The sequence below is a fragment of the Rathayibacter sp. AY1F8 genome, assembly GCF_002932165.1.
In the GTDB taxonomy this organism is placed as follows: domain Bacteria; phylum Actinomycetota; class Actinomycetes; order Actinomycetales; family Microbacteriaceae; genus Rathayibacter.
In genome coordinates this window covers 188,789-213,766 of record NZ_PSVB01000003.1, presented here as the reverse complement: position 1 = coordinate 213,766, position 24,978 = coordinate 188,789, and the positions used below count along the sequence as shown (strand labels likewise).

The window sequence follows — 24,978 nt, the reverse complement described above, 5'->3', positions numbered from 1 at the left end:
CGGCGGGGTCTCCCGCCGGCCGCCGTTCGCCGTTCCGGAGGATCGCGGGACGATCGGGCCGCGGACCGGCGGCTCAGTCCCCGCGGCGTCGCGACCGGCGGGCCCGCCAGGCCGAGAACGCCCCGGTCGACCAGAGCGCCCAGACCACCAGCAGGGGCTGGAAGACGAGCCGCACCGCGCGCGCCGCGTCCGTCTCGAGGCCGAACGCCGGCGTCCGCGTCACCAGCTGCGAGATGTTCCCCGGGAAGACCGCGACGAAGAACGCGGCCACCACGACTCCCACGATCACGCGCCACCGCACGAGCACGACGAGCGCGAGCCCGAGCGCGATCTCGACGACGCCCGACGCGACGACCACCAGGTCCGGGTCGGCCGGCAGCCACGGCGGGACCTGCGCCTGGAAGGCCTGACGCGCGACGGTCAGGTGCGCCGTGCCGGCCGTGACGAGCAGCAGGCCCAGGAGGATGCGGGCGAGAGTGCGCAGAACGGAGCGGCGTCCTCCGTCGGGCGCTGTGGCGGCGGTCATGCCCCCCAGTCTGCGCTCGGAGCCCGCTCGCGCCGACCGCGCGCGCGTTCCGGCGGCGCCCCGTATCCTCGTTACCGCCCCGTCCGCAGACCGTGAAACGAGTTCCATGAGCACCCTGCCCCGCCTGATGGCCTTCGACCTCGACGACACCCTCGCCGCCTCGAAGTCCCCCGTCGACCCGGCGATGGCCGACCTCTTCGTGAAGCTGCTCCAGGCCACCGAGGTGTGCATCATCTCGGGCGGCCAGATCGGCCAGTTCCGGATGCAGGTGCTCGACCGCCTCGAGGGCGCCGACCCCGAGGTGCTCGCGAAGCTGCACCTCATGCCCACCTGCGGCACGCAGTACTACCGGTACGAGAACGGCGACTGGGCGCAGATCTACGCCGAGAACCTCACCGAGGACGAGAAGTCGCGCGCGCTCGCCGCCGTCGAGGAGAAGGCGAAGGAGCTCGGCTACTGGGAGTCCGAGACCTGGGGCCCGATCCTCGAGGACCGCGACTCGCAGATCACCTTCTCGGCCCTCGGCCAGTCCGCGCCCGTCGAGGTCAAGCAGGCCTGGGACCCGGACGGCGAGAAGAAGAACACCCTCCGTGAGAACGTGCAGGCCGTGCTCCCCGACCTCGAGGTCCGCTCCGGCGGCTCGACGTCGGTCGACATCACCCGGAAGGGCATCGACAAGGCGTACGGGATGAACAAGCTCACCGAGCTGACGGGCATCCCTCTCGACGACATGATCTTCGTCGGCGACCGCCTCGACCCGGACGGCAACGACTACCCCGTCAAGGCGATGGGCGTCGAGTGCTTCGCCGTCGAGGGCTGGCACGACACCGCCGCGTACCTCCGCTCCTACGGCCTGTAGGCCGCGCCCCGCGAGCCTCTGCCGCGGCGGGGGCGCTGCGGCAGGGCGGCGCCGGGCGGGCGGCGTTCAGCGGTCCTCGTTCAGCGAGCCGGCGGCGGTGCCGCCGAGGGCGAGCCGGAGCCGCTTGGGCAGTCCGGCGACGACGATCGCGTGGGACTCCTCGATCAGCTCCAGCACCAGCCCGGACTCCACCGCCCCGCCCGCATCGACGGTCACCCAGTGCTTCTTGTTCAGGTGGTACCCGGGCTCGATGCCCTCGACCCCCGCGACGAGGTGCACCACGTTCTCGGGCAGCGCCTTGACGCTCACGACGGGGCGCTCGAAGCGCTCCGACTCGAGCGCGAAGACCTTCCCGGCGACCTTCCACACCCGCGTGCCCGGGCCGAACGGGAAGCTCGCCTCCGCCCCCGCGAGCCCCTCGAGGAGCCGCCGTACCGCCGTGTCGTCCATCCGATCATCCTCCCGCACCCGACTGCGCCGGAGGCGGAACGCGCCCGCTCACCGGACCCGACCCGAGTCCCATCGGAGCGGCGCCCGTCGCCGCCGCTCCGGCGCCGAGGTCGGACGACGCGACGGCAGCGTCGGAGGAGCCGGAACGGAGCGGACGTCCTGATGGGTCGATGAGCGACTGCGGATGCGCCGGCGATCCTCCTCTCGCCGCCGGGGATCCGCGAACGAGCCCGCGCCCGGCCGAGGTGAGGCCGATCAGTCGGATCACGACGAGGCCGTGCAGCCGACGGAGACGCTGCACCTGAACGAGGAGGACGCCCTCGGGAGGCGGTCCTGCCCGTGCGCGCCTGGTGACGGAATCACGAAGGCCGTAGAGGCCATCCTCCGATCGGCCTTGTAGGGGTTCCTCGGGCGGGAAAGCGAGCGGGGAGACGCATCCGGGCAGCCGACACCGGAGCGCCTCATCCGGCCGGACTCACGGCCCGATCGATCCGCCAGGAGAGAGAAGGAACACAAGCGGGAGACGGCTCTGCGCCTCACCTGTCGATCGATCATCTCTCTTGCGGCAGAACAGGGCGACCTCGGAGTGAGGCGGATAGTCGTTCCGCCGCCGTTTCGGAGCCTCTCTCATCTGTCTCGAGATCGTCGAACCCCGTTGCGTGGAATTACTTGGTGTGCAGTAGTCTCAGGCCTGCCGCGGGAAGGACAGCCCTCTCGCGAAATCAATCGTCGCGGAAAAACTCTCGGGACGCTGCGACATGAGCAGTGGATCTTCCGAGGGAACGTCTGCCGTCTACGGCTCAGGTCGTTCGTTGAAGATCCGCAGGCCATTCGTCCAACCAGAGAGGCATATTATGTCGAACACGTCCCCTTCTGATTCGCCCGTTCCGGCTCGCAATGCGGTTCCCGGCCGCCGGACCGTCCTGCAGGCGGCCGCATGGACCACTCCCGTCGTCGTCGCGGCGATCGGTGCGCCGCTCGCCGCCGCATCGGCCCCGGTGACCGTGCGCACGGTCGCTTTCGTCGACCAGGAGGGTGGCGATGCCACTACTTCCTACACGACGAGCAGCTGCAACCCGTTCAACGCCTACCTCCAGGTGAGCGATTCCGGAGTTCCGGCCGCCGCAGGCATCGCGGTGACGGTGACTCTGCCGACCGCGCTGCGCTGGTACGACGGCACGGCCACACCTCGCACGCTGTTCACGGGTGCCGGCGGAAGCCTCCTCCTGGAGGGCTTCAACGGTCTGCGTTTCGCCACCGCCGGAGTCAGCCAGACGGGCACCATCACGGCCACGACAGCAGGCGTGGTGAATCCGGCCCAGCCGACCGTTCCCGTGGCCGATGCGACCACCGCAGCGATCGTGAACGGCACCAGCGGCACCCGCACCTCGACCTTCCGCGGACGTCGCAACAATGTCGAGTCCGAGATGCCGGAAGCTGTCACCACTGTGGTCGATTTCGCAGTCGCGTGGACCGGCGTCGGTGACACGGCTGCGTCTGCGACCTACCTGAGCTACGTCGTCTCCCAGGACGGCGACGTCTACTCGCACACCGCCCCCTCCGGCGGCTTCTACGAGTGGGACACGACGACCCCCATCCGCATCGGCATGACCAGCATCGCGGCGGATGACGGTCTGATCATCGCCGGCGGCGACCGCGGAGCCCGCCTGTTCTCGGCCAGCGGCAGCACGGTGTACGACTGGGACGGCGTCGCGCTCGCGGCCGCGCCCGGAGGCCGCACTGTCCTCGACATCGCCGTGTCGTTCAGCGACGACAGCCTGTGGCGGGTGTCGCTCGTCGCGACCGACGGGACGGCATGGGAGGCGACGAAGACCATCGAGGCCGGAGCGTCTTGGTCGCCGTGGACGCAGGTCCTCGCCACAGTCACCGGGCTGCGTCAGGTCGCCGCCGACACCCAGGTCTTCGGCGCGACGCGTCGCATCTTCGCGACGACGGCCGCTGTGTTCGACCAGGACGGCACCCAGCTCACCGCACTTCCGGCCGGACGCACGGCGAAGGACCTCGGAGTCGAGATCGGCGGCAACTGGATCAACGTGATCGGCGACAACAACCAGTACTACCGCACCCCGTTGAGCAACCCCGGGACATGGGACAGCAACAGCACCGGCAGCCCCGTCGTCACGATCACGAACGTCACCAGCGTGGCGTCGGCCTCGACGCCGAACATCGGCATCCGCGCGTTCTACGTGGCAGGCGCGGCACTCTGCGGCTGAGCTGATCACCAGGGGGCGCCCTGACGACGGCGCGCCCCCCGAGCAGGACTCGCGGGTCCGGTGACGTCCTCCCCTCGATCACCGAGGGAGGACGTCACCGGACCCGCTCGTGCGAGCGGATGCCTCGCTCACAGGACGACCGGCTCGGGCGGACGGGGACAGGGCCTCGATCCCCGGTCGCGCTCACCGGCCCGAACCCGACACGACCCGAGCGATCCGCGACGTCCTGAACGGAGAGCGGAAGCGCCCCGGGAAGCCGTGACACGGCTCGTCATCGGCTCCGAGCAGCTCCCCGTCGAGGCAGGATCGTCCGCCGGCGTGGCACTCGCCCCCGGAGCGCCCGACCACGGGCGCCTGGCCGCGGCCGTGGCCGGAGCCGATGACCGCAGACGCATGCGCCGATCTCGGCTCCACGCCCAGGAGCACTCCGGCGCAGCACCTGTCCGTCTCGATGAGCACGAGTGTGCCGTCGTCGTTTCCGGCAGCGGAAGCGTCCTGCTCGTCCCTGCCGGCGACGACGTGCCCGCCGTCGGTGCCCGACGATCGTCCGCCGGTCTCCCCTCGCGAGCTCTCGCGGCGCCTCTCCCGAGTCTTCTCCTGCCGTTGCGCGTCACGCCCCATCGACAGCGGCGGGACGCCGCGACACCGCATCAGCACCGGACGCACGAGCGCCGACCGCGCGAGCCGAGAGACCTGAGCCGCCCGACGGATCCGACCCGCCGAACCACCTCGACTCCCCGTGCTCGGGACGTCTCCGCCGCCGACGTCCGAGCGGTCGTCGACGGCGCACAACGGAGGTCCGAGCGCGTCCTCATCGTCGGGGAATAGTCGGAATAGCCGAGAGCATCCCCTAGGAGGGGCCTTTGCGCGGAGCTTCGCTCAGGACGGAGGAGCACGACGCCCGACCACTACGCTGAGGGCAGGTCGCTTATGCGAGAGAACAGCGGTCAGTCGCAGACAGGGCTCACACGGTGAAACTGCAAACACCCACTTCCACGAAGAGCTCTTCCTCCGAGAAGGGCCGGAGCTCCTGGTCCCGAGCAGTGGCCAGAAAACTCGTCATCACCGATGTCCTCGTCATCGTGTTCTCGGTCTTCAGCAGTCAGTTCTTCTGGTTCGGAGTGGAGAGCCGAGAATTGTTCGTGGCCGGCCATCAGCCGGAGATCGCGGGCCTGCTCGCGAACTACTGGATCGTCTCCTCGATGATCGTGGTGCTGTGGGCCGCCCTGTTGAAGTTCTACGCCACACGCGAAGACCGTGTCCTCGGCGGAGAGGTGACGGAGTACAAGCGCATCCTCGATGCGACGCTCCTGCTGTTCGCCGTGATCACGTGCGTCGCCTACCTCGGCCAGATCGGCTTCGCCCGCGGGTACATCATCACCGCGCTCCCGCTCGGCCTCGTCCTGCTCTGGCTCGGACGCGGAGCCTGGAGGGTGTGGCTGCGGCAGCAGCGGAGCGCGGGCCGGTACTCCTCCTCCGTCGTCCTCGTCGGCTCGCCACGGAGCGTCGAGCACATCTACCGCGAGCTCGTCCGCGCCCCCGGGGCCGGGTATCTCGTTGTCGGCGTGTGCATCCCCGAGGATCTGGCCAGCGATCGGGTGAGCGGGTGGGGGGTGCCTGTCTTCGAGAACATCACGGTGGATGCGGTGCCGGGCATCCTGAACCGGACCGGCGCCGATACCGTCATCATCACGAGCAGCGACCACCTGCCACCCGAGCAGATCCGACAGTTGAGCTGGAGTCTCGAGCCGAGGCGCCAGCACCTGGTCATGGCGCCGAGCCTCACCGACATCAGCGGACCGAGGATCCACATGCGCCCGGTGGCGGGCCTTCCTCTCGTGCACATCGAGACACCTCGATTCGAGGGCAGCAAGCAGGCGCGCAAGCGTGCCCTCGACATCGTCGGATCGCTGAGCCTCATCGCCGTGCTGATGCCTCTCATCGCCTCGGTCGCACTGGCCGTCAAGCTGACGAGCTCGGGGCCCCTGTTCTATCGCCAGACGCGGATCGGCATCAACGGCAAGCCCTTCGGCATGATCAAGTTCCGCTCGATGGTGGTGAACGCTCATGATCAGCTCGCCGAGCTGCTCGCCGCTCAGGGAACGTCCGGAACACCACTGTTCAAGATCACCGACGACCCTCGCATCACACCGATCGGACGCTTCATGCGCAAGTACTCGATCGACGAGGTCCCTCAGCTCTTCAACGTGCTGAGAGGCGACATGTCGCTCGTCGGGCCGCGGCCGCAGGTGGCGGGAGAAGTCGAGCTCTACGACGAGGCCGCGCGCCGGCGCCTCAACGTCAAGCCGGGCATGACCGGGCTCTGGCAGGTCAGCGGGCGGTCGACGCTCTCCTGGGAGGACGCCATCCGACTGGATCTCTACTACGTGGAGAACTGGTCGTTCACCGGGGACCTCGCGCTGCTCGCGAGAACCGTGCAGGCCGTCGTCGCCCCCGGAGGCGGCGCCCACTGACGCATCGGGCCACCGCGCGAGCGGCCGGTCCTCACATCTCGGTGACGACCGCGTCGTCGATGCCGACCGTTCCCGCGGCGGGGTCGTTCAGGCCGACGGTCACGCGGAAATGCGACGCCCAGGACGGCGCCTGGCGATCCACGCCGGTCGCGGGTCTTACCCGGAACGGGAGTGCCGCGGCCATCGCCGCCATCGACTGCGTCGTCGAGGAGACGGGCTCCGAGCGGACGGTGACAGGGATGCCGCGGGCGTCACGACCGGAGACGGTGACGAAGGACTCCGAGACGATCATCGACCCGTTCGCAGCGGCCTGTCCGATGACGAGGTCGGCGGCGTAGACCTGCCCGGGTCTGCTGAGCACATCGAACGAGAGACTCGTCTGTCCGGTGCCTGTCTTCCGGACCAGGAGCCGCCCTGACGCGACGGCGAGCGTGGCCGACGGGCTCGCACTCCGAGAGGTGGCGTCCGGAGTGTCCAGGTACGCGTCCGCGACCGTGCCCAGATCGAAGGCTCCATCGACGAGCCGGTTCGCGGCGCGGTGGACGAGAACCGAGGTCGGCACGACGGAGGGCTCGTCCAGGATCGAGACGTCCGCCAACCGGACGAGGCCGGTCCCTCCGACGAGGTAGCCCGATGCCGGAGCGACGTTGCGGAAGGAGGTGCTCGTCACGACGATCCCGCCTCCCCAGCTCCTGTGAGCCGTCTCGAAGACTGTGGCCGCCGCCAGCGGGGCGGCGGCGGAGACCGTGCCGCCGTTGATGCTGATCCTGGCCGTCGTCGTCGCAGCGGTGGAGAACGCGCTGACCGTGCTCGCCGGGGTCAGGCGGACGGTCGCAGCGTGCAGCGTGACGGCACCCCCTGAAGCCTCGACCGCGCGATCGCATCCGCTGATGGCCAGCGACGTCGTGTGCAGTTCGCCACTGGTCGACGCGGAGGACAGTCCCGTCGTGCACGAGCGCACAGAACCGCCGACCATCGCGAGATTCGACCCTGGGGCAGTGCCGGCGACCAGGACGCCCGTGCCGCACTCCTCCACGGCCACGTGGAAGAGGCGCAGATGCTCGGCGCCGGGACCGAACCGGACACCCGTCTCGAATCCGATGATCTCCACTCCGTACAGTCCTGCGCCTCGGACGCCTGTCGCCGAGGACAGCTCGAGGCCGACGGATCCAGGAGCCGCTCGGCCGGGACCCGTGAGGCGCAGTCCGCGCAGGCTCACGCGCGTGTGCGGCGCATCGTCGGAGGCCTCGGAGGCGGTGAGGACGAGCGCAGATCCCGACACCGCCGTCGCATCGACATCGCCTCCGGCGAACTCCATCGACACACGCGAGAGGTCGATCGTCAAGGGTGCTGTCAGCACGACGGGCTCGGAGACGACGAGGAAGGACTCGGTCGTGAGGGCGTGAGCCGCGTCGAGAGCGGCCCGGAGCCGCTGCTCAGCAGTCGCTCCCGGGAACTCGGTCGAGTCCCGGAAGCCGTCCAGCCGTGCGTCCGGGAAGGCGTTGGCCGCTGTCGCCGGGGGGGCCGTCGCCACCGCCGTCACGGCGCCCGCGCCCGCTGCCGCCGTCAGGCTCAGTAGCGCCCGTCGTCCTCGATCCCGCGATGATGCTCCCATTCCCGAACAGTACGGAGGAAAGGCCGCCGTCACGACCGCCGTTCACACCCCCCGCACGGCGCACACTGCTGCACGATGTCTCACCTTCAGCGCGAGGGCAGCCTGTGGACCACGTCTGCTGTGCTCAGCTCCAGGAGGAAACTGAGCACGTCCTCCTCGAGGACCTCTCGGGGGACGCCGAACTCGTCGGCGAGCCCCGCGAGGATCTCGACGGTCGTGGACGGATGCTCGAGCCTTCTCCAGATCGCGTGCGCCGTGCCCTTCAGCACGAGGGGCACGGGAAACGGCGACAACAGGTTCAGCAGCACCGCCTGCGCGTCGTCCTCGACGAAGGCCAGCTGATCGGATCGCGCCCACACGGCGTGATCCAGAGCTCCCGGATCGACGGTGGTCACGAGTGGGTCGCATTCTCTCGGCGACGGCGTCGACGGTCGGCGGCGAGCGAGCGCACGAGCCCGAGGAACGCCCGCAGATCTGACAACGACGGCCGATCGAAGCGGACCATCCCCGTCTCCGCAGCCCTCCGGCGCGCCCGGCGTGTGAGACCGATCACGGTCGTCAGCGCGGACACGATCAGCACGATGCGCCGCTTCCCTGTGGCCTCGACGAAGGCGAGCGCCCAGTGATAGCTGGACCGCCCCGTTCCGGCCACCCGCAGATCCCACAACCGGCGCTCGTGCACGGCCAGGTCGTCCGGCACGTCCAGCCCGAGGGCGTGGAGCACCGGGCGGAGGGGGTAGGCGCTGCGGGTGCTCTCGACGAGCAGGAGCAGCGCCTCCCGGTCCGATTCGCTCGCGCCCCTGAGGAACCCGATGACCGACTCGAGCTCGGACGTGCTCCGAGCCAGGAGGGGATCCTTCAGCGCGTGGAGCGCGACGACGACCGCGCCCGCGACCGGGGAGGGCACAGCGACCCTCCTGTGCGCGATCGTCACGGTCCGGTGCGACGTCCACAGCACGTCGAGGACCTCCTCCGGCTCTGCGAAGAATCCGGGGTAGCGGTCGTGCACGTCGATGTCGCAGGTCCACTGCGGATGGAACAGGGTCACGGAGTGCACCGGGTACGCGCGCGGGGCCGGGCGGTCGGGCCGGGGGATCCATCCGCGCTCGGCCAGCAGGTCGACGAGGCGCTGGACGTCCGCCGGGTGGACGAGCACGTCGACATCGCTGGACACGCGTCTCGTGCGGATGCCCTGTGCATGGGCGGTGGGCCCCTTGATGAACAGGGTGCGGAGCCCGTGCGTGGAGGAGAGGTGCGCGGTGAGGGCGTGTGCGAGGTGTACCGCATCATCGAGGGAGAGCTCGGTCGTCGCGGGTGCGGAGCTCACCGTCGATCCGACAACTGCCGGTGCCGACCGGTGGACGGCGCCGGACGCACCGCCATGGATCGCGACACCGCCGCTGCCCGTCGCTCCGAGTCGAGGCCGGACCGGGCGATCGAGGTCGTCGCCGGCAGCGGCTCGGAGGCGAGCGATGCGGCGTACGCCAGCGCGATCCACACGGTCAAGGCGGTCCACGCGGGGGCGGAGGCCAGAGCGACGGCGAGGAAGACCCCCAGACCCAGTGCCGTCCCGTTGCGCCGATATCCCCGCACGATCAGCATCACGAGGAGGACGGCGAAGAGGGCCAGGGCGATCACTCCGGTCTCGGCAGCGAGCTGGGCGTAGACGTTGTTCGCGAGACCGCGAGAGGCGCCGTTCGAGGTGAGCCCCACCACCGCCTGGGAGTAGTCGGTCCTCCACACGCCGAACCGGCCGGGTCCGACTCCGAACAGCGGATTGTCCGCGGCCATGGTGAAGCCCGTGCTCGACGACTGGGATCGGACGTTCAGCGAGCGGGTGCCGACGTCGACGGCGCCTGTGCCCAGTCCGAGCTTCGAGAGCTGCGCGAGGACGAAGCGCTGCAGGGCGGGAACGAGCAGGACGATCACCGCGCCCAGCGCGCCGACGCTGAAGATCTGCACTCCCACTCCCCGCTGGGGGCGGAGCGTCGCCGTGAGGACCGCCGCAGAGACGGTCGCGATCAGTGCCGACGTCGACTGCGAGTAGACGAGGCAGGCGACGGCGGCGGCGATTCCGATGCGGTCGCGACGGCGCAGGCAGGCGAACAGCGCGATCCCGGCGAAGAAACCGAGGTAGTTCCCCTCGAGGAACGGGCCGTTCCTCGGCAGGCTGACGCCGAAGGTCGCCCCCATCTGAATCGTCGAGTTGAGGAGAGCGGGCAGCGGGACCCCGGCGAGGTGGAGGGCCAGCTGGATCGCGCAGAAGACGAAAGCGAGGCGGACGGCGATCGAGAGAGCCCGCTCCATGTCCTGGAATCCCAGTCGGTGGCCGACGTACCACCAGACCACGAGGGCCAGCAGAGCGTATCCGCAGTAGAGGATCATGTCGTTGGTGAAGCCCAGGTCATAGCCGTAGGCGGCTGGAACCTCGGGTTGCTTGAACAGGAATGCCCAGATCGTCGCCAGAACGACCAGCGCACCGAGCCCCAGCACGATCTCCCGTCCCACCGGCGTGTACCGGTCCTTCTGGACGGTGATCACGGAGAAGCCGATGGCCAGGATGACGGCGATCTCGGTGATCTTCAGCGGAGAGCCGACCTGAATGGTGAGCGCCTGCTGGAACGGCATGAAGACGATTGCGAGGAACAGAAGCCGCTGGACGACATCCAGACGCGCCGCGCCCTCTCGCGTCGTCGCGGTCGCAGCGCCCCCTCGAGCCATCGCGCGCCTCATCTCCGACGTGATCGATCATCGATCGTCTCCTGCAGCAGCTCCGTTCAGCTCTGTAGGACTACAGACTAACCACGGTCCCGGTCCCCCGGATGTGGTCCCCTTTCGACCTCATACCGTCGGCCGGGAGCACATAGGATCGCTCACGGAGTCATGCCGACGGACCGCGTGGTCGGTGAGGGATCCTGTCCGATGGTCATCGACAGGGACCGGAGCCTTCCACGGCTCGGCCAAGCCGGAAGGGCGCGAACGGTTGACAAGCGGATCCACACTCGCTGAGGACTGGCGCGAAGGCGAGCGCACGATCGTGCACGTGACGGAGAGCTTCGGCGCAGGTACCGCGTCGGCGATCAGCGACTACGTAGCGGCCACGCCCGCCTTCCAGCACAGGCTCGTGTATTCACCGCGGGAGGACTCTCCGGTACCGGAGAGCGCCTTCGCGTCGTTCGCAGGTGTGACGGCGCTGCCGACAGGGCACGTCGCCCGAGTCCGCGCTCTGCGAACGGTTCTGGCCGGAATGCCGGGCGCTGTCGTGCACGCGCACTCCAGCTTCGGCGGAGCGTACGCGCGCCTCGCGGTCCGGGCGGGCCGGCGACGTCCGATCGTCTACACGCCGCACTGCTACGGCTTCGAGCGCCGAGACCTCCCGCTGCCCGCCCGGGCGGCGTTCCGGGTCTTCGAGGGCGTCCTCGCCTTCAACACCACCGTGTTCGCCGCCTGCTCAGCTCGCGAGGCCCGTCTGAGCCGGTGGCCGTTCAGCCGGGCGGAGGTCGTGCACGTCCCCAACTCGGTGCCCGCCTCGCTCCCGCCCGCCACTCGCCCCGGCGGGCCGAGGCCTCTCCGCCTCGTCGGCGCCGGTCGGCTCTCGACGCACAAGGATCCCCGATTCTTCGCCGAGGCCGTGGAGGCCGTGCGCGCCGCCGGCCATTCCGTCGACGCGACGTGGATCGGCGGAGGCGAGGGGCGTCACCGCACCGCCCTCGACCAGGCCGGCGTCCACGTCACCGGCTGGCTCAGCCGCGACGAGGCGCTCCGCCGACTGGGCGATGCCGACGTGTACCTGCACAGCGCGCAGTGGGAGGGGATGCCGATGGCCGTTCTGGAGGCGCACGGCATGGGGCTGGCCCTCGTCGTGCGGGACATCCCCGCCTTCGATCGCCTCGGCCTGCCCCTGGTCGCGCACTCCCCCCACGACGTGGCGTCGTACTGGGGCGATCTGGAGGACCCGGCGGCCCGTTCCCGTCTCGTCGCCGCCGCCGAGCACGCCCTCGCCCTGAACACCGTGCAGCACCAGTCGCAGATGCTCGAGCGGCTCTACCTCGGCCTGCTGCCGACCGCCCCTCGGAGGAGGAAGCCATGACGACAGTGCTCGTCTCCGCCCGTGTCCTCGACAGACAGGTCGGCGGCAACACCCGCTACGCCCGCACCGTCTACAGCGGGCTCGCCGGACACGGCGTGCAGCACGTGCTGTCCCGACCTCCGATCGAGGGGGGCCGAGCCCGCAGCGCCGTCTACGGCGCCTATGAGGGACTCGTACTGCCGAGGCTCCGCCCCTCCGGGATCGACGTCCTCCACTTCCCCGCGGACACGGGGCCGCTGGTTCCGAGCCGCCTCCCGATCGTCGGCACGATCCACGGGCTGGCGACACTCCACGTGGACGATGTGCGCAGCCGGAGCTCCGACCGGTTGTGGCGCCTGCGCGTCGCGCGTCTCGCAGCACTCTCGACCACGATCATCACGGTCTCCGATTCCTCCGCCCGGGACATCGCGACTGTCGCACCCGACGCCGCCGGGAAGATCGTCACCATCCCGCACGGGATCGACCACGACACGTTCAACACCCGCTCCACCGACCAGGACTCCGTCGCGCTCGACGAGCTGGGGATCGACGGCCCGTACTTCCTCTACGCGGGCAACCTCGACCCCCGCAAGAACATCATCGAGCTGTGCCGAGCCGCCTCGAAGGTCTTCGACGAGACGGGGGTGCCGCTCCTGGTGTCCGGCGCTCCGGCGTGGGAGAGCGACGCGATCCTCGAGGCGGTCCGCGGAACCCGCGGCGTGCGCCACCTCGGCCGCGTACCGGATGAGGCGCTCGTCCCGCTGCTCCGGGGAGCGCTCGCCTTCTGCTTCCCCTCCACCTACGAGGGCTTCGGCTTCCCGGTCGTCGAGGCCATGGCGTGCGGCGTTCCCGTCATCTGCAGCGATCGCGGGTCGCTCGCCGAGGTGGCGGGCGGCGCGGCGCTGACGCTCACCGACATCGGCGCGACGGCGATCGCCGATCACATGCGCGAGATCGTCGCCGATCCGTCCCTCCGCAACGACCTGCGGAGCCGGGGTCTGATCAACGCTCGACGATTCCACTGGTCGGACTCCATCGCAGCGCATGCTCGCGTCTTCGAGGAGGCCGCGCGGTGAGGGTCACGATCGTCCACGCCTACAGCACCACCAACTCCGGCGACGGCCTGCTCGTCGAGGAGGCGCGGGAGCTGGTCCTCTCGGCCCTGCCGACGGCGGAGATCACGCTCGTCGCCCTCGATCCCGCGAGCTTCGACGAGGAGCTCTACGAGAGTGTCCTGCACCCCCTCACCGGCCGTGCCGGCAGCATCGGCAGCCTCGAGACGCTGCGACGCGGTGGGGTCGCGCTGCTCTCCGGCCGCCGGAGCGCCGGCTACGCCCGGGCGATCGCCGGGTCCGACCTCGTCGTCGGCGTGGGGGGCGGCTACCTCCGCACCAAGAATCCCGTCGAAGTCGTCAAGATGATGTGCACCAACTTCGTCCAGATGCCCCGGCGCGGCGACCGCGTTCCGTTCGTCTACCTTCCGCAGAGCATCGGGCCGCTCAATCTCGGGACCCGCCGTGTGATCGCGGCGCGACTGGCCCGCGCCGTCGGGGTCTTCGCCCGGGACGACCGCTCCGTCGAGGAGCTGTCCGGCCTCGCGAACGTGCACCGCGCTCCCGACATGGCCCTTCTGGGCCTCCCCGACGAGTTCGATCCGAGGACCGTCGTGCGGGCCGGAGCTCCCGGGCCCGTCGGGATCGTCGCCCGCGCGCTGTCCTCGAGCCGGTCGCGACGTGCCGCCTACGAGTCGCGGATCGACGCCCTCGCGCGCGATCCGGAGTCGGAGCTGCTCGCTCAAGCCACCGCTCGCGGCAACAACGATCCGCAGTTCTACGAGCGGCTCGGCCACGAAGGGCCTTTCCGCCTGCTCCGCGACGCGGTCGGCAGCGGAGTCGCGGATCGGCCGGCGGTCGTGGTCTCGGTCCGGCTGCACGGCAGCATCCAGACCATCCGCAGCGGCGTTCCGAGTGTCCATCTGAGCTACGAGCGGAAGGGCTGGGGTGCCTACGACGACCTCGGGATCGACCGGTTCGTGCACAACGCCTTCGACGCCGATCTCTCGCTCATCCGCGACCAGATCGCTGAACTGCGGGAGGACCCGTCCGACTACTGGAGGCGCGTCGGAGACTCCGTGTCGGCGCTGCGGATGCAGCGAGGACGACTCGTCGACCTCCTCGTCGACGCCTCCGGACCGGTCGGGCGCCCGTGAAGATCGTCTTCGCGAGCCACACCGCCGAGGTCGGGGTCTTCCGAGTGGGGAGCCACCACCTGGCTCGCGAGCTCTCGCGCCTCGGGAACACGGTGACGCACGTCTCGACGCCGTCCTCGCTCCTGCACGCGGGGCGCCTGCGGGACGCCACCGTGCGGGCCCGCTTCGGTCTTGCGCTGCGAGGTCCACGCACGGACGCGGCGGGCGTCGTGCACGCCGAACCGCTCACCGTCGCCCCACTGGGATCGCTCCCGGCGCGGATGCGGACGCCGTCTCTGCGGGTGCCGCTGCGGCCCTGGCGGGCGCCCAGTGGGGCGATGCGTCCTGATGTCCTCATCGTCGACCAGCCCCTGATGGGCGTGCCGCTCCTCGAGCTCCTGCAGCCGAAGCGTGTCGTCTACCGGCCCACGGACGCTCATTTCGAACCGGGGATGCGGGCGGCGGAGATCGAGCTCCTCGAGCGGGCGGACGCTCTCGTCGCCACGTCGGAGCCGGTGCTGCGCGCGGTCTCCGAGGGAGTGGCCGCGCCGGAGCGCACGCTGGTCCTCGAGAACGGAGTCGAGTACGAGCGGTTCCACGGTCTCGGTGCCGAGCGTGCGGGAGTCGTCTACCTCGGGGCGCTCGACCGCCGCTTCGACTGGGGAGGAGTCCGGATGCTCGCCTCGGCGTTCCCTGACGTCCCCTTCCGACTCGCCGGTCCGCTCCCGAAGAACGTGGAGACGCTGCCCGCGAACGTGGAGCTGCTCGGCGCCGTGCCCTACTCCCGGGCGCCCGCGCTGCTGAAGAGCGCCCGCGTCGGGCTGCTCCCGCTCTCGGACGACCCGGGCAACGCGGGTCGCAGCCCGATGAAGTACTTCGAGTACCTCGCCGCCGGCCTCAGGATCGTCTCGTCCGCCTCCCCTGCACTGCGAGCCCGCTCCGCCCCCGGCGTCTGGCTCTACGACGACCCTGCGGGCGCAGAGAACGGGCTGCGGTCCGCGCTGGAGGCTGCGGCGTCGGGACCCAACCGGGAGGGCTCGGTCTACGCGGAGCAGTACGGCTGGCACCGTCGCGCCGCCGACCTCGCACAGCTGCTCGACGCGGTGCTGGCGGCACCGCGCCGAGTGCGGCGCTGACGGCCCGTCCTCAGCGCCGCCAGCGGTCGATCGGGAAGGCGTCCAGCAGGGGCGCCGGATCCCACGCAGCCAGCGGGCGTCTAGGAGTGCAGCCGGATCCGCGTCGCGTGAGCCACGGCGGAGTCGAGATCATCGAAGAGGGTGTACTCCGACCCGGTCCGTCCTGTCCCCTCGAAGTAGTCCTGGTACGTGAACGGCGGCTCGGCGCTGAACGCCTCATTCGACTCCCTGCGGCTCGTTCATCGATTCAGCTCGGAATGCCGGAGGAAGCGGGGGTCTGCGCGGAGGCGAGCGAGCGTCGCCGCTCTCCTCCCCTTCCCGCCTCGTCCTCGACCTCGGCCTGCAGCGACGAGCGCCTCGTACACGGCGCCGTGCAGCGCTCCCACGAGGGAACGCTCGCGCTTGGACAGGTCGGGTCGCTCCCTCTCTCCGTGCCGGCGCGCTCGCTCGAGGCCCGCCTCCAACGCCGCCGGCGACACGAGGCCGTCGAACAGCTCCACCCAGCCGCTCCCGACCTCCGCGGCGAGGGCCCGCGTCGATCCGGTCGCCGGGACCAGGATCGTCTTCCGTGCGCCGAGGGCGAGCAGCGCGGCTCCGGAGTTGTAGAGGTACTTGTACGGCAGGGTGACGAGGTCCGCGCCTGCCAGGAGCTCGTCCAGCTCGGCGTCGTCGATGTGGCCGAGCCGCAGGTGGACGCGACCGTCGGCTCCGACCGCTCTGCGCACCTCGTCGGCGTACTCGGGGACAGCGGCCGCGCCGGCGATGACGAGTTCGCCGTCGGTGAGTGCGCTGAAGGCCGCGATCAGCTCCTCGAGTCCCTTGTAGGGCCGGATCTGCCCGAAGAACAGGATGCGCCGACCCGCTTCACGGGGGCCCGGGACAGAGGCCGACTCCGGATAGGCGCCGTGCAGGACGACGACTCCCCGGTCCAGGTCGTTCTCGTCGGACTCGTTCAGATAGATGCGGACGTCCGTGAGCCGGTCCAGCCAGCGCGCGAGGAGAGTCTCGACGGCACTGCCCGATTCGTGCGGTCGGAGGTTGTGCATCGTCACGACGACCGGCGTCCCCGACGCGAGCAGCCGGGCGATGAGCCCGAAGGCGAGGGCGGACTTCAGCCAGCGGCGCGGACCGCGCGGGGCACGGAAGAGGTACTCCGGCCAGTGCACGTGGAAGACGTCGTAGCGCCCGAGAAGGGCACGTCGCCAGGTGAACGCGACCGGTTCCACCGACGCCGGGAACGAACCGACGAGCAGCTCGATGTAGGGGTTGCTCGAGCCGGAGAAGTCCTTCACGGAGAAGAGCGCCCGGATCATTCGCGTGCTTCTCCTTCGTTCGTCTCTTCGGCGGACCGCCCCGGGCACCACGAGACGACCTGGGAGAGGGCACCACGGCCTGTGATCGGACCGCGACACGCCCGCTTCGGCGACGGAGCGGACGACCTCGGCCGGCGAGGGATGGTCTGACGCTACCAGTCGGGTTTCTCGAGGTCCGTCACCCGCCGCCCCCGTCAGAGTTCGGTGATGACGATCTCCGAGAAGCGAGTCACTCCTGCTGTCACCGATCCGAAGGTGAACCGCAGCCGGAAGTGCGTCGCCCACGCAGGAGCGACCCGGTTCCAGGTCGTCTGCTGATAGGTCTTTCGGAAGGGAGCCTGCGCGTTCGCGCCGGCGAGGTCGAGATTCGACACCGGGCGAGCGCTGCTCCGAGCGACGATCGGGATCCCCGACGAGGACACGCCGGTCACGGCGACGAAGGATTCGGACACGTACATCGTGCCCGTCGACGTGGATCCCGCGATGGTGAAGTCGACGCCGTACAGCAGCCCCGCTGTGACGGGGACGTCGATGGAGACCGCCGGACCGGGACCGCCGGCCACTCGGGTCATCAGCAGCTGGTTGCCGCTGGTGGTCAGCGTCATGGACGGGCTGGTGGTGCGGCTCGTCGCGTCGGCGCCGTTGAGGAACGCGTCGACGGGCGCTGCGAGAGAGAAGTTCCCGTCGACGAGCTTGTTCGCCGCCTTCGAATGCAGAATCGACCCCTGCCCCGAACCGCTGCCGTTCCCGTCCGAGGTGACGTGCTGGCTGATACGGACCTTCGCAGTGCCACCGGCGAGATATCCCGATTTCATCTGCGTATTGAACATCGACAGTTGATGGACCTGGATTCCGCCGCCCCACCCTCCTGCAGTGGTCTCGAAGAGGTAGTTGGCCACCGGGACCTGATGGAAGAAGAGGTGTCCGCCTGAGATCGAGATCTGCGCAGCTGTACTCGACCCGGTGACGAACTGCGAGAGCGTGGAGTTCGCGCCGCTCTCGTTGATCTCGATATGCGGCTGGTGCAGGATCACCCGACCCGCGTCGACCTTCACGGCCTGCACGCAGAAGTCGATCGACGTCGAGACGAAGTGCAGCTCGCCGTTCGGGTTGGCGTTGTAGACGCCGAGGGTGCTGGTGCCGATACCACCGCCGATGAACTTGATGTTCTCGCCGTAGTTGACTCTGCCTGCGGGCATGGAAACGGCCGTCCTGCAGCGGAAGATGTGGAAGTTGTAGAAGCTGATCAGGAACGCATCGTTCTCGAAGGACACGCCGGTCCCGAAGCCCGAGATCTCCAGGCCCCAGAGTCCGAGCCCGCGCGTGGTGGCGGCAGTCGTGCTGTCGGTGTTGAACAGGATTCCGGTGCTGGCCGTCGCGGACGCTCCCGGCCCCAGCAGACGGAGTCCGGTGATCGCCGCCCTGTTGTTGGGGTAGCCGGACGTGGCACTGCCGATCACCGTGAGAGCAGGACCGCTGGTGATGGCGGTCGCATTCAGCGGACCGCAGGTGAACTCGAGCGAGATGTACGAGGAGTCGATCACGAGGGTGCGCGTGATCTTGAAGCTCTTCGAGATCGTCAACGTGACCTCTTGGCGAGCGGCGACGAAATAGTCGATCGCGGCGCGGAGCTTGTCCTCGTCAGTGGTCCCGGCGAATTCGAGGTAGTTGTGGATTCCGTTGACGCGGGTCGCAGGTATAGTCTCGTCCGCGGCTTCCGCGGCGGGTGCGGCGACGACGGCGGCCGCGGCCGCGGCCCCTCCGTAGCGGAGGAACGTGCGGCGGGATCCGGGTCCTGTTTCGAGAGTCGTCGTCATCTCCTCATGCTCGGATCATCCCGCCATCGGCTGTCGACGGCCGCACCCCCCGACCGCGGAGGGAAGCAGAGGAGACTCTGTCGTTTTCCTGGAACGACGACGCGGATCCATGGTTCCGCCCCTAGAAGGGGGGCCCAAGGGGCGGATCCTTCTTCACGAGCGGCCGCTCTCACAGGATTGCAGGATCAGCAGCTTGCCGAACGCCAGCACCTGATAGACCACCGCCAGAGTCCACTCGCTCACCCGCCGCGGCTCGTCGACCGAGCCGACCGAGAACGGTGTGCGCAGGCAGCGAGACGCGATCGTGCGGACCCGGGTCACATGCGGAGTGGAGGTCATCAGTGCCACCGAGGTCCAGTCGTACTCCGAGGAGAGCGTGTTCAGCTCGGAGATCTCACCGCCCGTAGTGAACGGGGAGGGAGTGAAGCAGACGACTCTGACCTCCTCGCCGGCATCGCATTCGGCTCGGGCGAACGAACCGTTCTCCAGGCGCGGAGTCGAGAGCACGAGGGTGACATCCCGGTGCTCCTCGAGCAGAGCGAGCGCACGGCCGACCCTGCGATCAGTAGCAGGACCCAGCACCACGAGCGCATCGGCTCCCCCCACGGGATCGAGAACGGGGCGGACGAAGAGGGGCACCGCCACCGCGGCGAGCAGTGCGACGGCGAGGAGGACGGCGAGCCACGTGCGCCAGAGGATCCGCAGTGAGCGTGCGGCGGATCGATTCGGGACGACTCGTCGGAGGATCGTGCCGACCAGCGCCCCGACCGCCGTGCCCGCGAGAACCGAGAGGAGGCCGTACAGCACGCCACCGACCGACGGCGGAGTGACGATCATCTCGACGGTCGACGCCCCCTCGAGCAGCGCGAGCACTCCGAGTGCGGGGACGAAGGGTCGACGGCTGCTCGCCGCCACCAGCGCGGCTGCCGCCGCTGCAGCCGGTGAGGCGAGAGCGCAGACTGCGATCCCTTCTCCACCCAGGGCGTGGACGAGACCAGTCGGATCATGGGAGCGGGCGATCCGGACGAACTGCCGCGAGGAGTCCGATCCGAAGGGATCGGCGCAGACGAGCAGGAGCAGAAAGGCGAGGACCGCCGTGGTCCCGGCGACCCGCAGGCGCCACCGGCTCACCGGAGCCTCCCCGGCCGACCGTGTCACGCCCAGCAGCCCGCCTCCGCGGACGCGAGGCGATCGCGCTCGCGTGCGCGCCTGAGGACGGGAAGGACGGGGAGGTCCGAGAAGAGCGTCACAGGAGCGAACACTACCCAGGGGAAGGGACGAGGAGGACCTGAGCGGTCGGGCTTCCGCCGGATCCTCGCCGGCGGGTGGCACGCCGACAGGAGACGATGCGCAGGACTGCGGGTGGACGGGATCGCGACTCCGCCTCAAGCCCTCCGGGTCGGCCTCCGAGCCCGACGCCCCCGGGACCGCGTCCCCGGCGCCGCCTAGTCGTTGCCGAGGATGACGATGGCGGCAGTGGGGGGAAGCGCGTCCTCGTGATAGCGCTCGATCTCGTCGATGGCGATCGGGTCGGCCTGCTGGAGGAACTGGGTGAGGCGGGTGACCTCCTCGGTCTCGCCGATGGAGTCGGCGGCGCGGCGGAGGGCGTAGAGGGCGAGGAGGAAACCGCGGTTGGGTCCGTGGCGCCAGGGGATGGGGCCCTGGCCGCGCCAGCCGGCGGATCGCAGGAGGTCCAGACCGCGGTGGTAGCCGACGCGGGCGTAGGCGTAGGAGGGGAGGGCCGCGTCGATGCCCCAGACGCTGTCGGCGAGCAGTGCCCAGGCCAGCGGGGAGCGCGGGTGGGCGGCGGCGAGGGCGGCGAATTCGACGGCTCCCGGGTTCGCGTGCTTCGCGAGGGCCGCGGTGACCGCGGGCTCGTCGGGGAGGAGGGTCGGTTCGGGGCCCAGCAGGTTCTCGCCACTCATGCCTCCCAGGCTATCCCGCTCGGGGCTGTGCGGGTCCGGGGTCCGGCCGTCCGGCGCACGACGGTCGTCCCTCCACAGGGGCGTCAGCGGAGGGAGCCGGGCGGTTCGCCGGTCGTCGCCGTCGTGCGCGGGGGTGCCGCCGATAGCATCGACCCATGGCGACGAACCGCAGTGAAGTCGAGGCCTGGCTCACGGACATGGACGGCGTGCTGGTGCACGAGAACAAGGCGCTCCCCGGCGCGCCCGAGCTGATCCAGGAGTGGACCGATTCGGGCACGCCGTTCCTGGTGCTGACGAACAACTCGATCTTCACGCCGCGGGATCTGGCGGCGCGGCTGCGCGGGTCGGGGCTGCACGTGCCGGAGGAGCGGATCTGGACGAGCGCTCTGGCGACGGCGGACTTCTGCGCGTCGCAGAAGCCGGGCGGGAGCGCGTTCGTGATCGGCGAGGCGGGGATCACCACCGCGCTGCACGAGGCGGGCTTCATCATGACGGAGACGGCGCCGGACTACGTGGTCGTGGGCGAGACCCGCAATTACAGCTTCGAGGCGATCACGAAGGCGATCCGCCTGATCGTCGCGGGTGCGCGCTTCATCGTCACCAATCCCGATGCGACGGGGCCGAGCGCCGAGGGCGTGCTCCCGGCGACGGGGGCTATCGCGGCGCTCATCACGAAGGCGACGGGCAAGGATCCGTACGTCGTCGGCAAGCCGAACCCGATGATGTTCCGCTCGGCGATGAACAAGATCGGCGCGCACAGCGAGAACACCGGGATGATCGGCGACCGGATGGACACCGACATCGTCGCGGGCATCGAGGCGGGCCTGCACACCGTGCTGGTGCTGACGGGGATCAGCGACGAGGCCGAGATCGAGCGCTACCCGTTCCGCCCGGACGAGGTGCTGAGCGGGGTGCACGAGCTCCTGTCGTCGGAGCCGCTGGAGTCGGAGTTCCCGCCGGATTCGGCGGTCTGAGTCCCGGCGGCCCGGCAGCGGGCCGGGCGCCGGTTCCTGACACGGCACCGCGGCTCGCGGGGGTCAGAAGCGGACGTGCTGCAGCACCCAGGCGTGCATCGCGACGGCTGCCGCCGCCGAGGCGTTGATCGACCGGGTCGAGCCGAACTGCGTGATCTCGAGCACGGCCTCCGAGGCGGCGATCGCCTCCTCCGAGAGGCCGGGTCCCTCCTGCCCGAACAGCAGGAGGCAGCGCTCGGGGAGCCGGTAGGTCTCGAGCGGCACGCAGCCGGGGACGTTGTCGACGGCGAGGAGGGGCACGTCCGCCTCCGCGGCCCACTGCGCGAGGTCGGCCACCGTCTCGTGGTGCTGGACGTGCTGGTAGCGGTCGGTGACCATCGCGCCGCGCTTGTTCCAGCGCCGCCGGCCGACGATGTGGACGCCCTCCGCGCCGAACGCGTTGGCGCTGCGGACGATCGAGCCGATGTTCATGTCGTGCTGCCAGTTCTCGATCGCGACGTGGAACGGGTGCCGCGTGCGGTCGAGCTCCGCGACGATCGCGTCCATCCGCCAGTAGCGGAAGCGGTCGACCACGTTGCGCGCGTCGCCGCGCTCCAGCAGCTCCGGGTCGAGGCGGTCGTCCTCGGGCCGCTCCCCCTGCCAGGGGCCGACGCCGTTCGTGGTGAGCTCCACGGAGGCGGTGGGTCCGGTCGCGGGGGTCGCCTCGTTCTCCTGCACGACGAGCGATCCTACTGGGCGCTCCGCGGCTCGGCCGGGTGCACCGGGCCGGTGCCCGGCGGCATCCTCCGAGGCCCGAGGGACGGCGCGCGTCAGGCCGCGGGGGTGCCGGCGATGGAGCCGGTCAGCTCGCCGCCGCCCGCCCGGTCGACGAAGCAGTAGTAGCTGCGCTCGCCCGCGTCCCACTGCTCCTGGGTGACGGGGAACGCACCGGCGACCTGCACGTCGCCGTAGGTCTCGGCCGCGGCGACGTCCACGACGCCCTGCGCCTGGCAGAGCGAGGAGACGGTGACGGCCAGGGCGTCCTGGCCGGGGAACACCGCGTCGGTCAGCTCCGCGGTGGAGACGAGCTGGGCGGAGTGGGCCCCCGCGCAGTCCACGACGGTGAACTCCTCCGCCCAGACGGAGTCGAAGGGCTCGACGCACTCGCCGCCGAGGAGCGCGCTCCAGGCCCAGGTGCCGACGGGCAGCGGTCCGACGGTCGGGAGGGTCGCGGTCGGCGTGGGCGAGGGGGTCGGCTCCGCCGTGGGCGTCTCGCTGACGACCGGGACGGCCTGCGGCTCTGCTCGGCCGCCGGCGCTCCCGACGGCGATGCCGATCGCGAAGAGCCCGGCGAGGAGGATCACCGCACCCGCCGCGATCAGGCCGATCAGGAGCCGGCGTCGGCTGAGCGTGCGCCACGCGGGCGCTGCGGCGGGCGCCGAGTCGCGCTCGCGGCTCTCGGGTCGGGACCGGGCGGAGCGGCGCTTCCGCGGCGGAGCGGCGTTGACGTGGGCGGCCGCGGGAGCGGTGCGGAAGGGCGCGGGCTCGGCGCGGTCGGCGGGCTCGGCGGCCGGCTCGAGGTTCCACGAGTAGGCGCCGGCGGTCTCGCGCCACAGCTCCTCGTCGCCGCCGTCCTCGTCGGGCTCGTCCTGCGGAGCGACGACCTGCTCCCACACGGGCGGCTGGTCCCAGTCCCCTCGCGGGTCGGGCCACTCGTAGACGGCGGGCGGAGTCGGCTCGCGCGGAGTCGGCGGGGTCGCGCCGACCGGGCGTCCGTCGGCGGGGGAGGCGACGCCGGAGCGGCCCGCCGGGTCGACGTCGGTCGAGGATCCGGCATCGGGCTCGTCGTCCGGCCGGTGGGCGCTGCGCAGCCCGGCGGGGGCGGTCGGAAGGTCGGCGGGAGGGTCGGTGTGCGGCAGGACCGGGCGCACGGAGTCCGCCCCGCGGCGGTGCACCTCGGTGCGGCCGGCATCGGCGGAGGCGCCGGAGCCGGAGCCGTCGGCATCGTCGTCGAGGAGGGGAGCGAAGAACGCGTCGAAGGCGTCCTCGTCGGACACGTCCGCGTCGGAGGCACTCGTGTCGCGGGCAGTCGTCCCACCGGCACCCGCCTCGCGGACACCCGTCTCGCGGGCACCCGCCTCGTGCACTCCCATGGCGCGGGCTCCCGTGTCGGAGACTCCCGTGTCGTCGCCCGGAGAGCTCCGTCCCTCGGCGGAGACGCCGTCGCGGTCGGAGGAGCGCTCCGGCTCCACGACCGTTCCGCGGTCGGCGTCGGCGTCCTGCTCCTCCACCCGAGCGGAGTCGTCCGCGGGTTTCGGGAGGTCGCCGTCGGCCTCCTCGGCGGCGGGCGTCGCGCTCAGCACGGGCTCCCCCGGCCACAGGCCGACCGGAGCGGCAGGGGCACGGCGCGGCGCAGTGTCGGAGTTGCTGTCGCTGTCGCTGTCGCTCGACGACGGTCCGGCCGCGTCGGCGGAGGAGGCCGAGTCGCTCGCAACGCTCCGCTCCTCCGCTGACGCGTGGGCCTCGTCGGCTGCGGACTCAGCAGGACCGGACGTCCGCTCCGCGCGCGACTCCTCCACGGGAGGGACGGGGCGGGGCGAGTCGAAGATGCTCTTCAGGCGGCCGCCGCTGAGCTGCTGGAGCAGCCACTCGCTGCTGCCGACGGGACGCTCCGGCTCGGGTCGCTCCGGCTCGGCACGCTCCGGCTCGGCACGCTCCGGCTCGGCACGCTCCGGCTCGGCACGCTCCGGCTCGGAGGTCTCCGATCCGGCAAGCTCGGGCTCGCGGCCCTCGGACCCGCGGCGCTCCGGCTCCGGGTGCTCGCCGACTCCCGGGCCCCCGCCGCGTCCCCCCTCGTCGACCATCAGCTCAGGCCGAGGTCGGCCAGACCGATCGCGGCGAAGTACGGGTAGCCGGCGTCCTCGATGATCTCGCGGGCCCCGGTCGCGCGGTCGACGACGACGGCGACTCCTGCGATCTCGGCGCCGACCTTCAGCAGGGCCTCGATCGCCTTCAGCGGCGAGCCGCCGGTGGTGGACGTGTCCTCGACGACGACGACGCGCTTGCCCTCGAGGTCGGGGCCCTCGACCTGCCTGCCGCGGCCGTGGTCCTTGGGCTCCTTGCGCACGACGAACGCGTCGTAGGCGAGACCGCGGGCGGCGCCCTGGTGGAGGATCGCGGCGGCGATCGGGTCGGCGCCCATGGTGAGGCCGCCGACGGCGTCGACGCGCTCGATCGGCGCGATGAGGTCGAGCATGACCTGCCCGATCAGCGGCGCGACGCGGTGGTCGAGGCTCACGCGGCGCAGGTCGACGTAGTACGACGCCTTCTTGCCGCTCGTGAGGGTGAAGTCCCCATGGAAGACGGCATCGGAGCCGATGTACTCGATGAGCTGCTGGCGTGCGTCGGTCACGCGCCTA

21 protein-coding genes are annotated in these 24,978 nt (G+C 70.6%); 8 read left to right on the top strand and 13 right to left on the bottom strand.

What is annotated here, in order from left to right; translation table 11 throughout:
* Positions 1-73 precede the first annotated feature (73 nt).
* Positions 74-526 (bottom strand): DoxX family membrane protein, encoded by a 453-nt coding sequence (locus tag C5C35_RS04230; RefSeq protein ID WP_104225710.1) that lies wholly within the window; start codon positions 524-526, stop codon positions 74-76.
* 106 nt (positions 527-632) lie between these two features.
* Between C5C35_RS04230 and C5C35_RS04225 the strand changes: the two genes are divergently transcribed.
* Positions 633-1,385, top strand: a complete 753-nt coding sequence (locus C5C35_RS04225; RefSeq protein WP_104225711.1) for an HAD-IIB family hydrolase — start codon at positions 633-635, stop codon at positions 1,383-1,385.
* Between the two features lie 66 nt (positions 1,386-1,451).
* Here the strand turns inward: C5C35_RS04225 and C5C35_RS04220 are convergent, their stop codons facing one another.
* A complete protein-coding gene (locus C5C35_RS04220) occupies positions 1,452-1,835 on the bottom strand; it encodes an MmcQ/YjbR family DNA-binding protein (RefSeq protein WP_104222787.1) in 384 nt (127 codons plus the stop codon).
* Between the two features lie 854 nt (positions 1,836-2,689).
* Between C5C35_RS04220 and C5C35_RS04215 the strand changes: the two genes are divergently transcribed.
* Complete coding sequence (locus tag C5C35_RS04215; protein WP_146078822.1) at positions 2,690-4,069, top strand: hypothetical protein; 1,380 nt, start codon at positions 2,690-2,692, stop codon at positions 4,067-4,069.
* Positions 4,070-5,112: 1,043 nt separating this feature from the next.
* Positions 5,113-6,543, top strand: a complete 1,431-nt coding sequence (locus C5C35_RS04205) for a sugar transferase (RefSeq protein WP_258059309.1) — start codon at positions 5,113-5,115, stop codon at positions 6,541-6,543.
* Between the two features lie 31 nt (positions 6,544-6,574).
* Here C5C35_RS04205 and C5C35_RS04200 read toward each other — a convergent pair whose 3' ends face one another.
* From C5C35_RS04200 to C5C35_RS04185, 4 genes are all read right to left on the bottom strand, one after another.
* Positions 6,575-8,077: a hypothetical protein gene (locus C5C35_RS04200; protein WP_146078929.1), complete on the bottom strand. Its 1,503-nt coding sequence runs from the start codon at positions 8,075-8,077 to the stop codon at positions 6,575-6,577.
* A gap of 167 nt (positions 8,078-8,244) precedes the next feature.
* Positions 8,245-8,553 carry a PqqD family protein gene (locus C5C35_RS16900; protein ID WP_181027179.1) on the bottom strand — a complete coding sequence of 103 codons (309 nt, stop codon included), beginning with the start codon at positions 8,551-8,553 and terminating at the stop codon, positions 8,245-8,247.
* Positions 8,550-9,485, bottom strand: coding sequence for a nucleotidyltransferase family protein (locus C5C35_RS16895; protein ID WP_181127690.1), 936 nt, complete (start codon positions 9,483-9,485; stop codon positions 8,550-8,552). The genes C5C35_RS16900 and C5C35_RS16895 overlap by 4 nt, the downstream gene beginning before the upstream one ends.
* Positions 9,482-10,786 carry an O-antigen ligase gene (locus C5C35_RS04185; protein ID WP_181134110.1) on the bottom strand — a complete coding sequence of 435 codons (1,305 nt, stop codon included), beginning with the start codon at positions 10,784-10,786 and terminating at the stop codon, positions 9,482-9,484. The genes C5C35_RS16895 and C5C35_RS04185 overlap by 4 nt, the downstream gene beginning before the upstream one ends.
* Between C5C35_RS04185 and C5C35_RS04180 the strand changes: the two genes are divergently transcribed.
* Genes C5C35_RS04180 through C5C35_RS04165 form a run of 4 tightly spaced genes read left to right on the top strand, consistent with a single transcriptional unit; the run spans position 10,761 to position 15,551 of the window.
* Entirely contained in the window at positions 10,761-12,248 is a 1,488-nt protein-coding gene (locus C5C35_RS04180; RefSeq protein WP_104262652.1) for a glycosyltransferase family 4 protein, read from the top strand. The genes C5C35_RS04185 and C5C35_RS04180 overlap by 26 nt on opposite strands.
* Positions 12,245-13,303 carry a glycosyltransferase family 1 protein gene (locus tag C5C35_RS04175; RefSeq protein ID WP_104262620.1) on the top strand — a complete coding sequence of 353 codons (1,059 nt, stop codon included), beginning with the start codon at positions 12,245-12,247 and terminating at the stop codon, positions 13,301-13,303. The genes C5C35_RS04180 and C5C35_RS04175 overlap by 4 nt, the downstream gene beginning before the upstream one ends.
* A complete protein-coding gene (locus C5C35_RS04170; protein ID WP_181134111.1) occupies positions 13,300-14,436 on the top strand; it encodes a polysaccharide pyruvyl transferase family protein in 1,137 nt (378 codons plus the stop codon). The genes C5C35_RS04175 and C5C35_RS04170 overlap by 4 nt, the downstream gene beginning before the upstream one ends.
* Positions 14,433-15,551 (top strand): glycosyltransferase, encoded by a 1,119-nt coding sequence (locus C5C35_RS04165; RefSeq protein WP_104262618.1) that lies wholly within the window; start codon positions 14,433-14,435, stop codon positions 15,549-15,551. Before C5C35_RS04170 ends, C5C35_RS04165 begins: the two co-directional genes overlap by 4 nt.
* Before the next feature lie 239 nt (positions 15,552-15,790).
* Here the strand turns inward: C5C35_RS04165 and C5C35_RS04160 are convergent, their stop codons facing one another.
* The 4 genes from C5C35_RS04160 to C5C35_RS04145 form a co-directional block, all read right to left on the bottom strand.
* A complete protein-coding gene (locus tag C5C35_RS04160; protein WP_104262617.1) occupies positions 15,791-16,864 on the bottom strand; it encodes a glycosyltransferase in 1,074 nt (357 codons plus the stop codon).
* Positions 16,865-17,058: 194 nt separating this feature from the next.
* Positions 17,059-18,681, bottom strand: coding sequence for a twin-arginine translocation signal domain-containing protein (locus C5C35_RS04155; RefSeq protein WP_104222798.1), 1,623 nt, complete (start codon positions 18,679-18,681; stop codon positions 17,059-17,061).
* 153 nt (positions 18,682-18,834) lie between these two features.
* On the bottom strand, positions 18,835-19,812 hold the full coding sequence (locus C5C35_RS04150) for an ElyC/SanA/YdcF family protein (protein ID WP_104222799.1): 978 nt from the start codon (positions 19,810-19,812) through the stop codon (positions 18,835-18,837).
* Positions 19,813-20,126: 314 nt separating this feature from the next.
* On the bottom strand, positions 20,127-20,606 hold the full coding sequence (locus C5C35_RS04145) for a DUF3151 domain-containing protein (RefSeq protein ID WP_104225720.1): 480 nt from the start codon (positions 20,604-20,606) through the stop codon (positions 20,127-20,129).
* 155 nt (positions 20,607-20,761) lie between these two features.
* Here C5C35_RS04145 and C5C35_RS04140 point away from each other — a divergent pair, with 155 nt between their 5' ends.
* On the top strand, positions 20,762-21,580 hold the full coding sequence (locus tag C5C35_RS04140; protein ID WP_104225721.1) for an HAD-IIA family hydrolase: 819 nt from the start codon (positions 20,762-20,764) through the stop codon (positions 21,578-21,580).
* 63 nt (positions 21,581-21,643) lie between these two features.
* Here the strand turns inward: C5C35_RS04140 and C5C35_RS04135 are convergent, their stop codons facing one another.
* The 3 genes from C5C35_RS04135 to pyrE all read right to left on the bottom strand — a co-directional run bounded on the left by C5C35_RS04135 (position 21,644) and on the right by pyrE (position 24,971).
* On the bottom strand, positions 21,644-22,297 hold the full coding sequence (locus C5C35_RS04135) for a TrmH family RNA methyltransferase (protein ID WP_104222802.1): 654 nt from the start codon (positions 22,295-22,297) through the stop codon (positions 21,644-21,646).
* A gap of 92 nt (positions 22,298-22,389) precedes the next feature.
* Entirely contained in the window at positions 22,390-24,423 is a 2,034-nt protein-coding gene (locus tag C5C35_RS04130; RefSeq protein WP_104262616.1) for a hypothetical protein, read from the bottom strand.
* Positions 24,423-24,971: an orotate phosphoribosyltransferase gene (gene pyrE / locus C5C35_RS04125; RefSeq protein ID WP_104222804.1), complete on the bottom strand. Its 549-nt coding sequence runs from the start codon at positions 24,969-24,971 to the stop codon at positions 24,423-24,425. Before pyrE ends, C5C35_RS04130 begins: the two co-directional genes overlap by 1 nt.
* Positions 24,972-24,978 lie beyond the last annotated feature (7 nt).

What these genes read in the sequence shown, in the direction of transcription:
- C5C35_RS04230 (WP_104225710.1), bottom strand. Translation starts at nt 526, where the DNA reads ATGACCGCCGCCACAGCGCCCGACGGAGGACGCCGCTCCGTTCTGCGC.
- C5C35_RS04225 (WP_104225711.1), top strand. Translation starts at nt 633, where the DNA reads ATGAGCACCCTGCCCCGCCTGATGGCCTTCGACCTCGACGACACCCTC.
- C5C35_RS04220 (WP_104222787.1), bottom strand. Translation starts at nt 1,835, where the DNA reads ATGGACGACACGGCGGTACGGCGGCTCCTCGAGGGGCTCGCGGGGGCG.
- C5C35_RS04215 (WP_146078822.1), top strand. Translation starts at nt 2,690, where the DNA reads ATGTCGAACACGTCCCCTTCTGATTCGCCCGTTCCGGCTCGCAATGCG.
- C5C35_RS04180 (WP_104262652.1), top strand. Translation starts at nt 10,761, where the DNA reads ATGGTGAGCGCCTGCTGGAACGGCATGAAGACGATTGCGAGGAACAGA.
- C5C35_RS04185 (WP_181134110.1), bottom strand. Translation starts at nt 10,786, where the DNA reads ATGCCGTTCCAGCAGGCGCTCACCATTCAGGTCGGCTCTCCGCTGAAG.
- C5C35_RS04175 (WP_104262620.1), top strand. Translation starts at nt 12,245, where the DNA reads ATGACGACAGTGCTCGTCTCCGCCCGTGTCCTCGACAGACAGGTCGGC.
- C5C35_RS04160 (WP_104262617.1), bottom strand. Translation starts at nt 16,864, where the DNA reads ATGATCCGGGCGCTCTTCTCCGTGAAGGACTTCTCCGGCTCGAGCAAC.
- C5C35_RS04155 (WP_104222798.1), bottom strand. Translation starts at nt 18,681, where the DNA reads ATGACGACGACTCTCGAAACAGGACCCGGATCCCGCCGCACGTTCCTC.
- C5C35_RS04145 (WP_104225720.1), bottom strand. Translation starts at nt 20,606, where the DNA reads ATGAGTGGCGAGAACCTGCTGGGCCCCGAACCGACCCTCCTCCCCGAC.
- C5C35_RS04140 (WP_104225721.1), top strand. Translation starts at nt 20,762, where the DNA reads ATGGCGACGAACCGCAGTGAAGTCGAGGCCTGGCTCACGGACATGGAC.
- C5C35_RS04130 (WP_104262616.1), bottom strand. Translation starts at nt 24,423, where the DNA reads ATGGTCGACGAGGGGGGACGCGGCGGGGGCCCGGGAGTCGGCGAGCAC.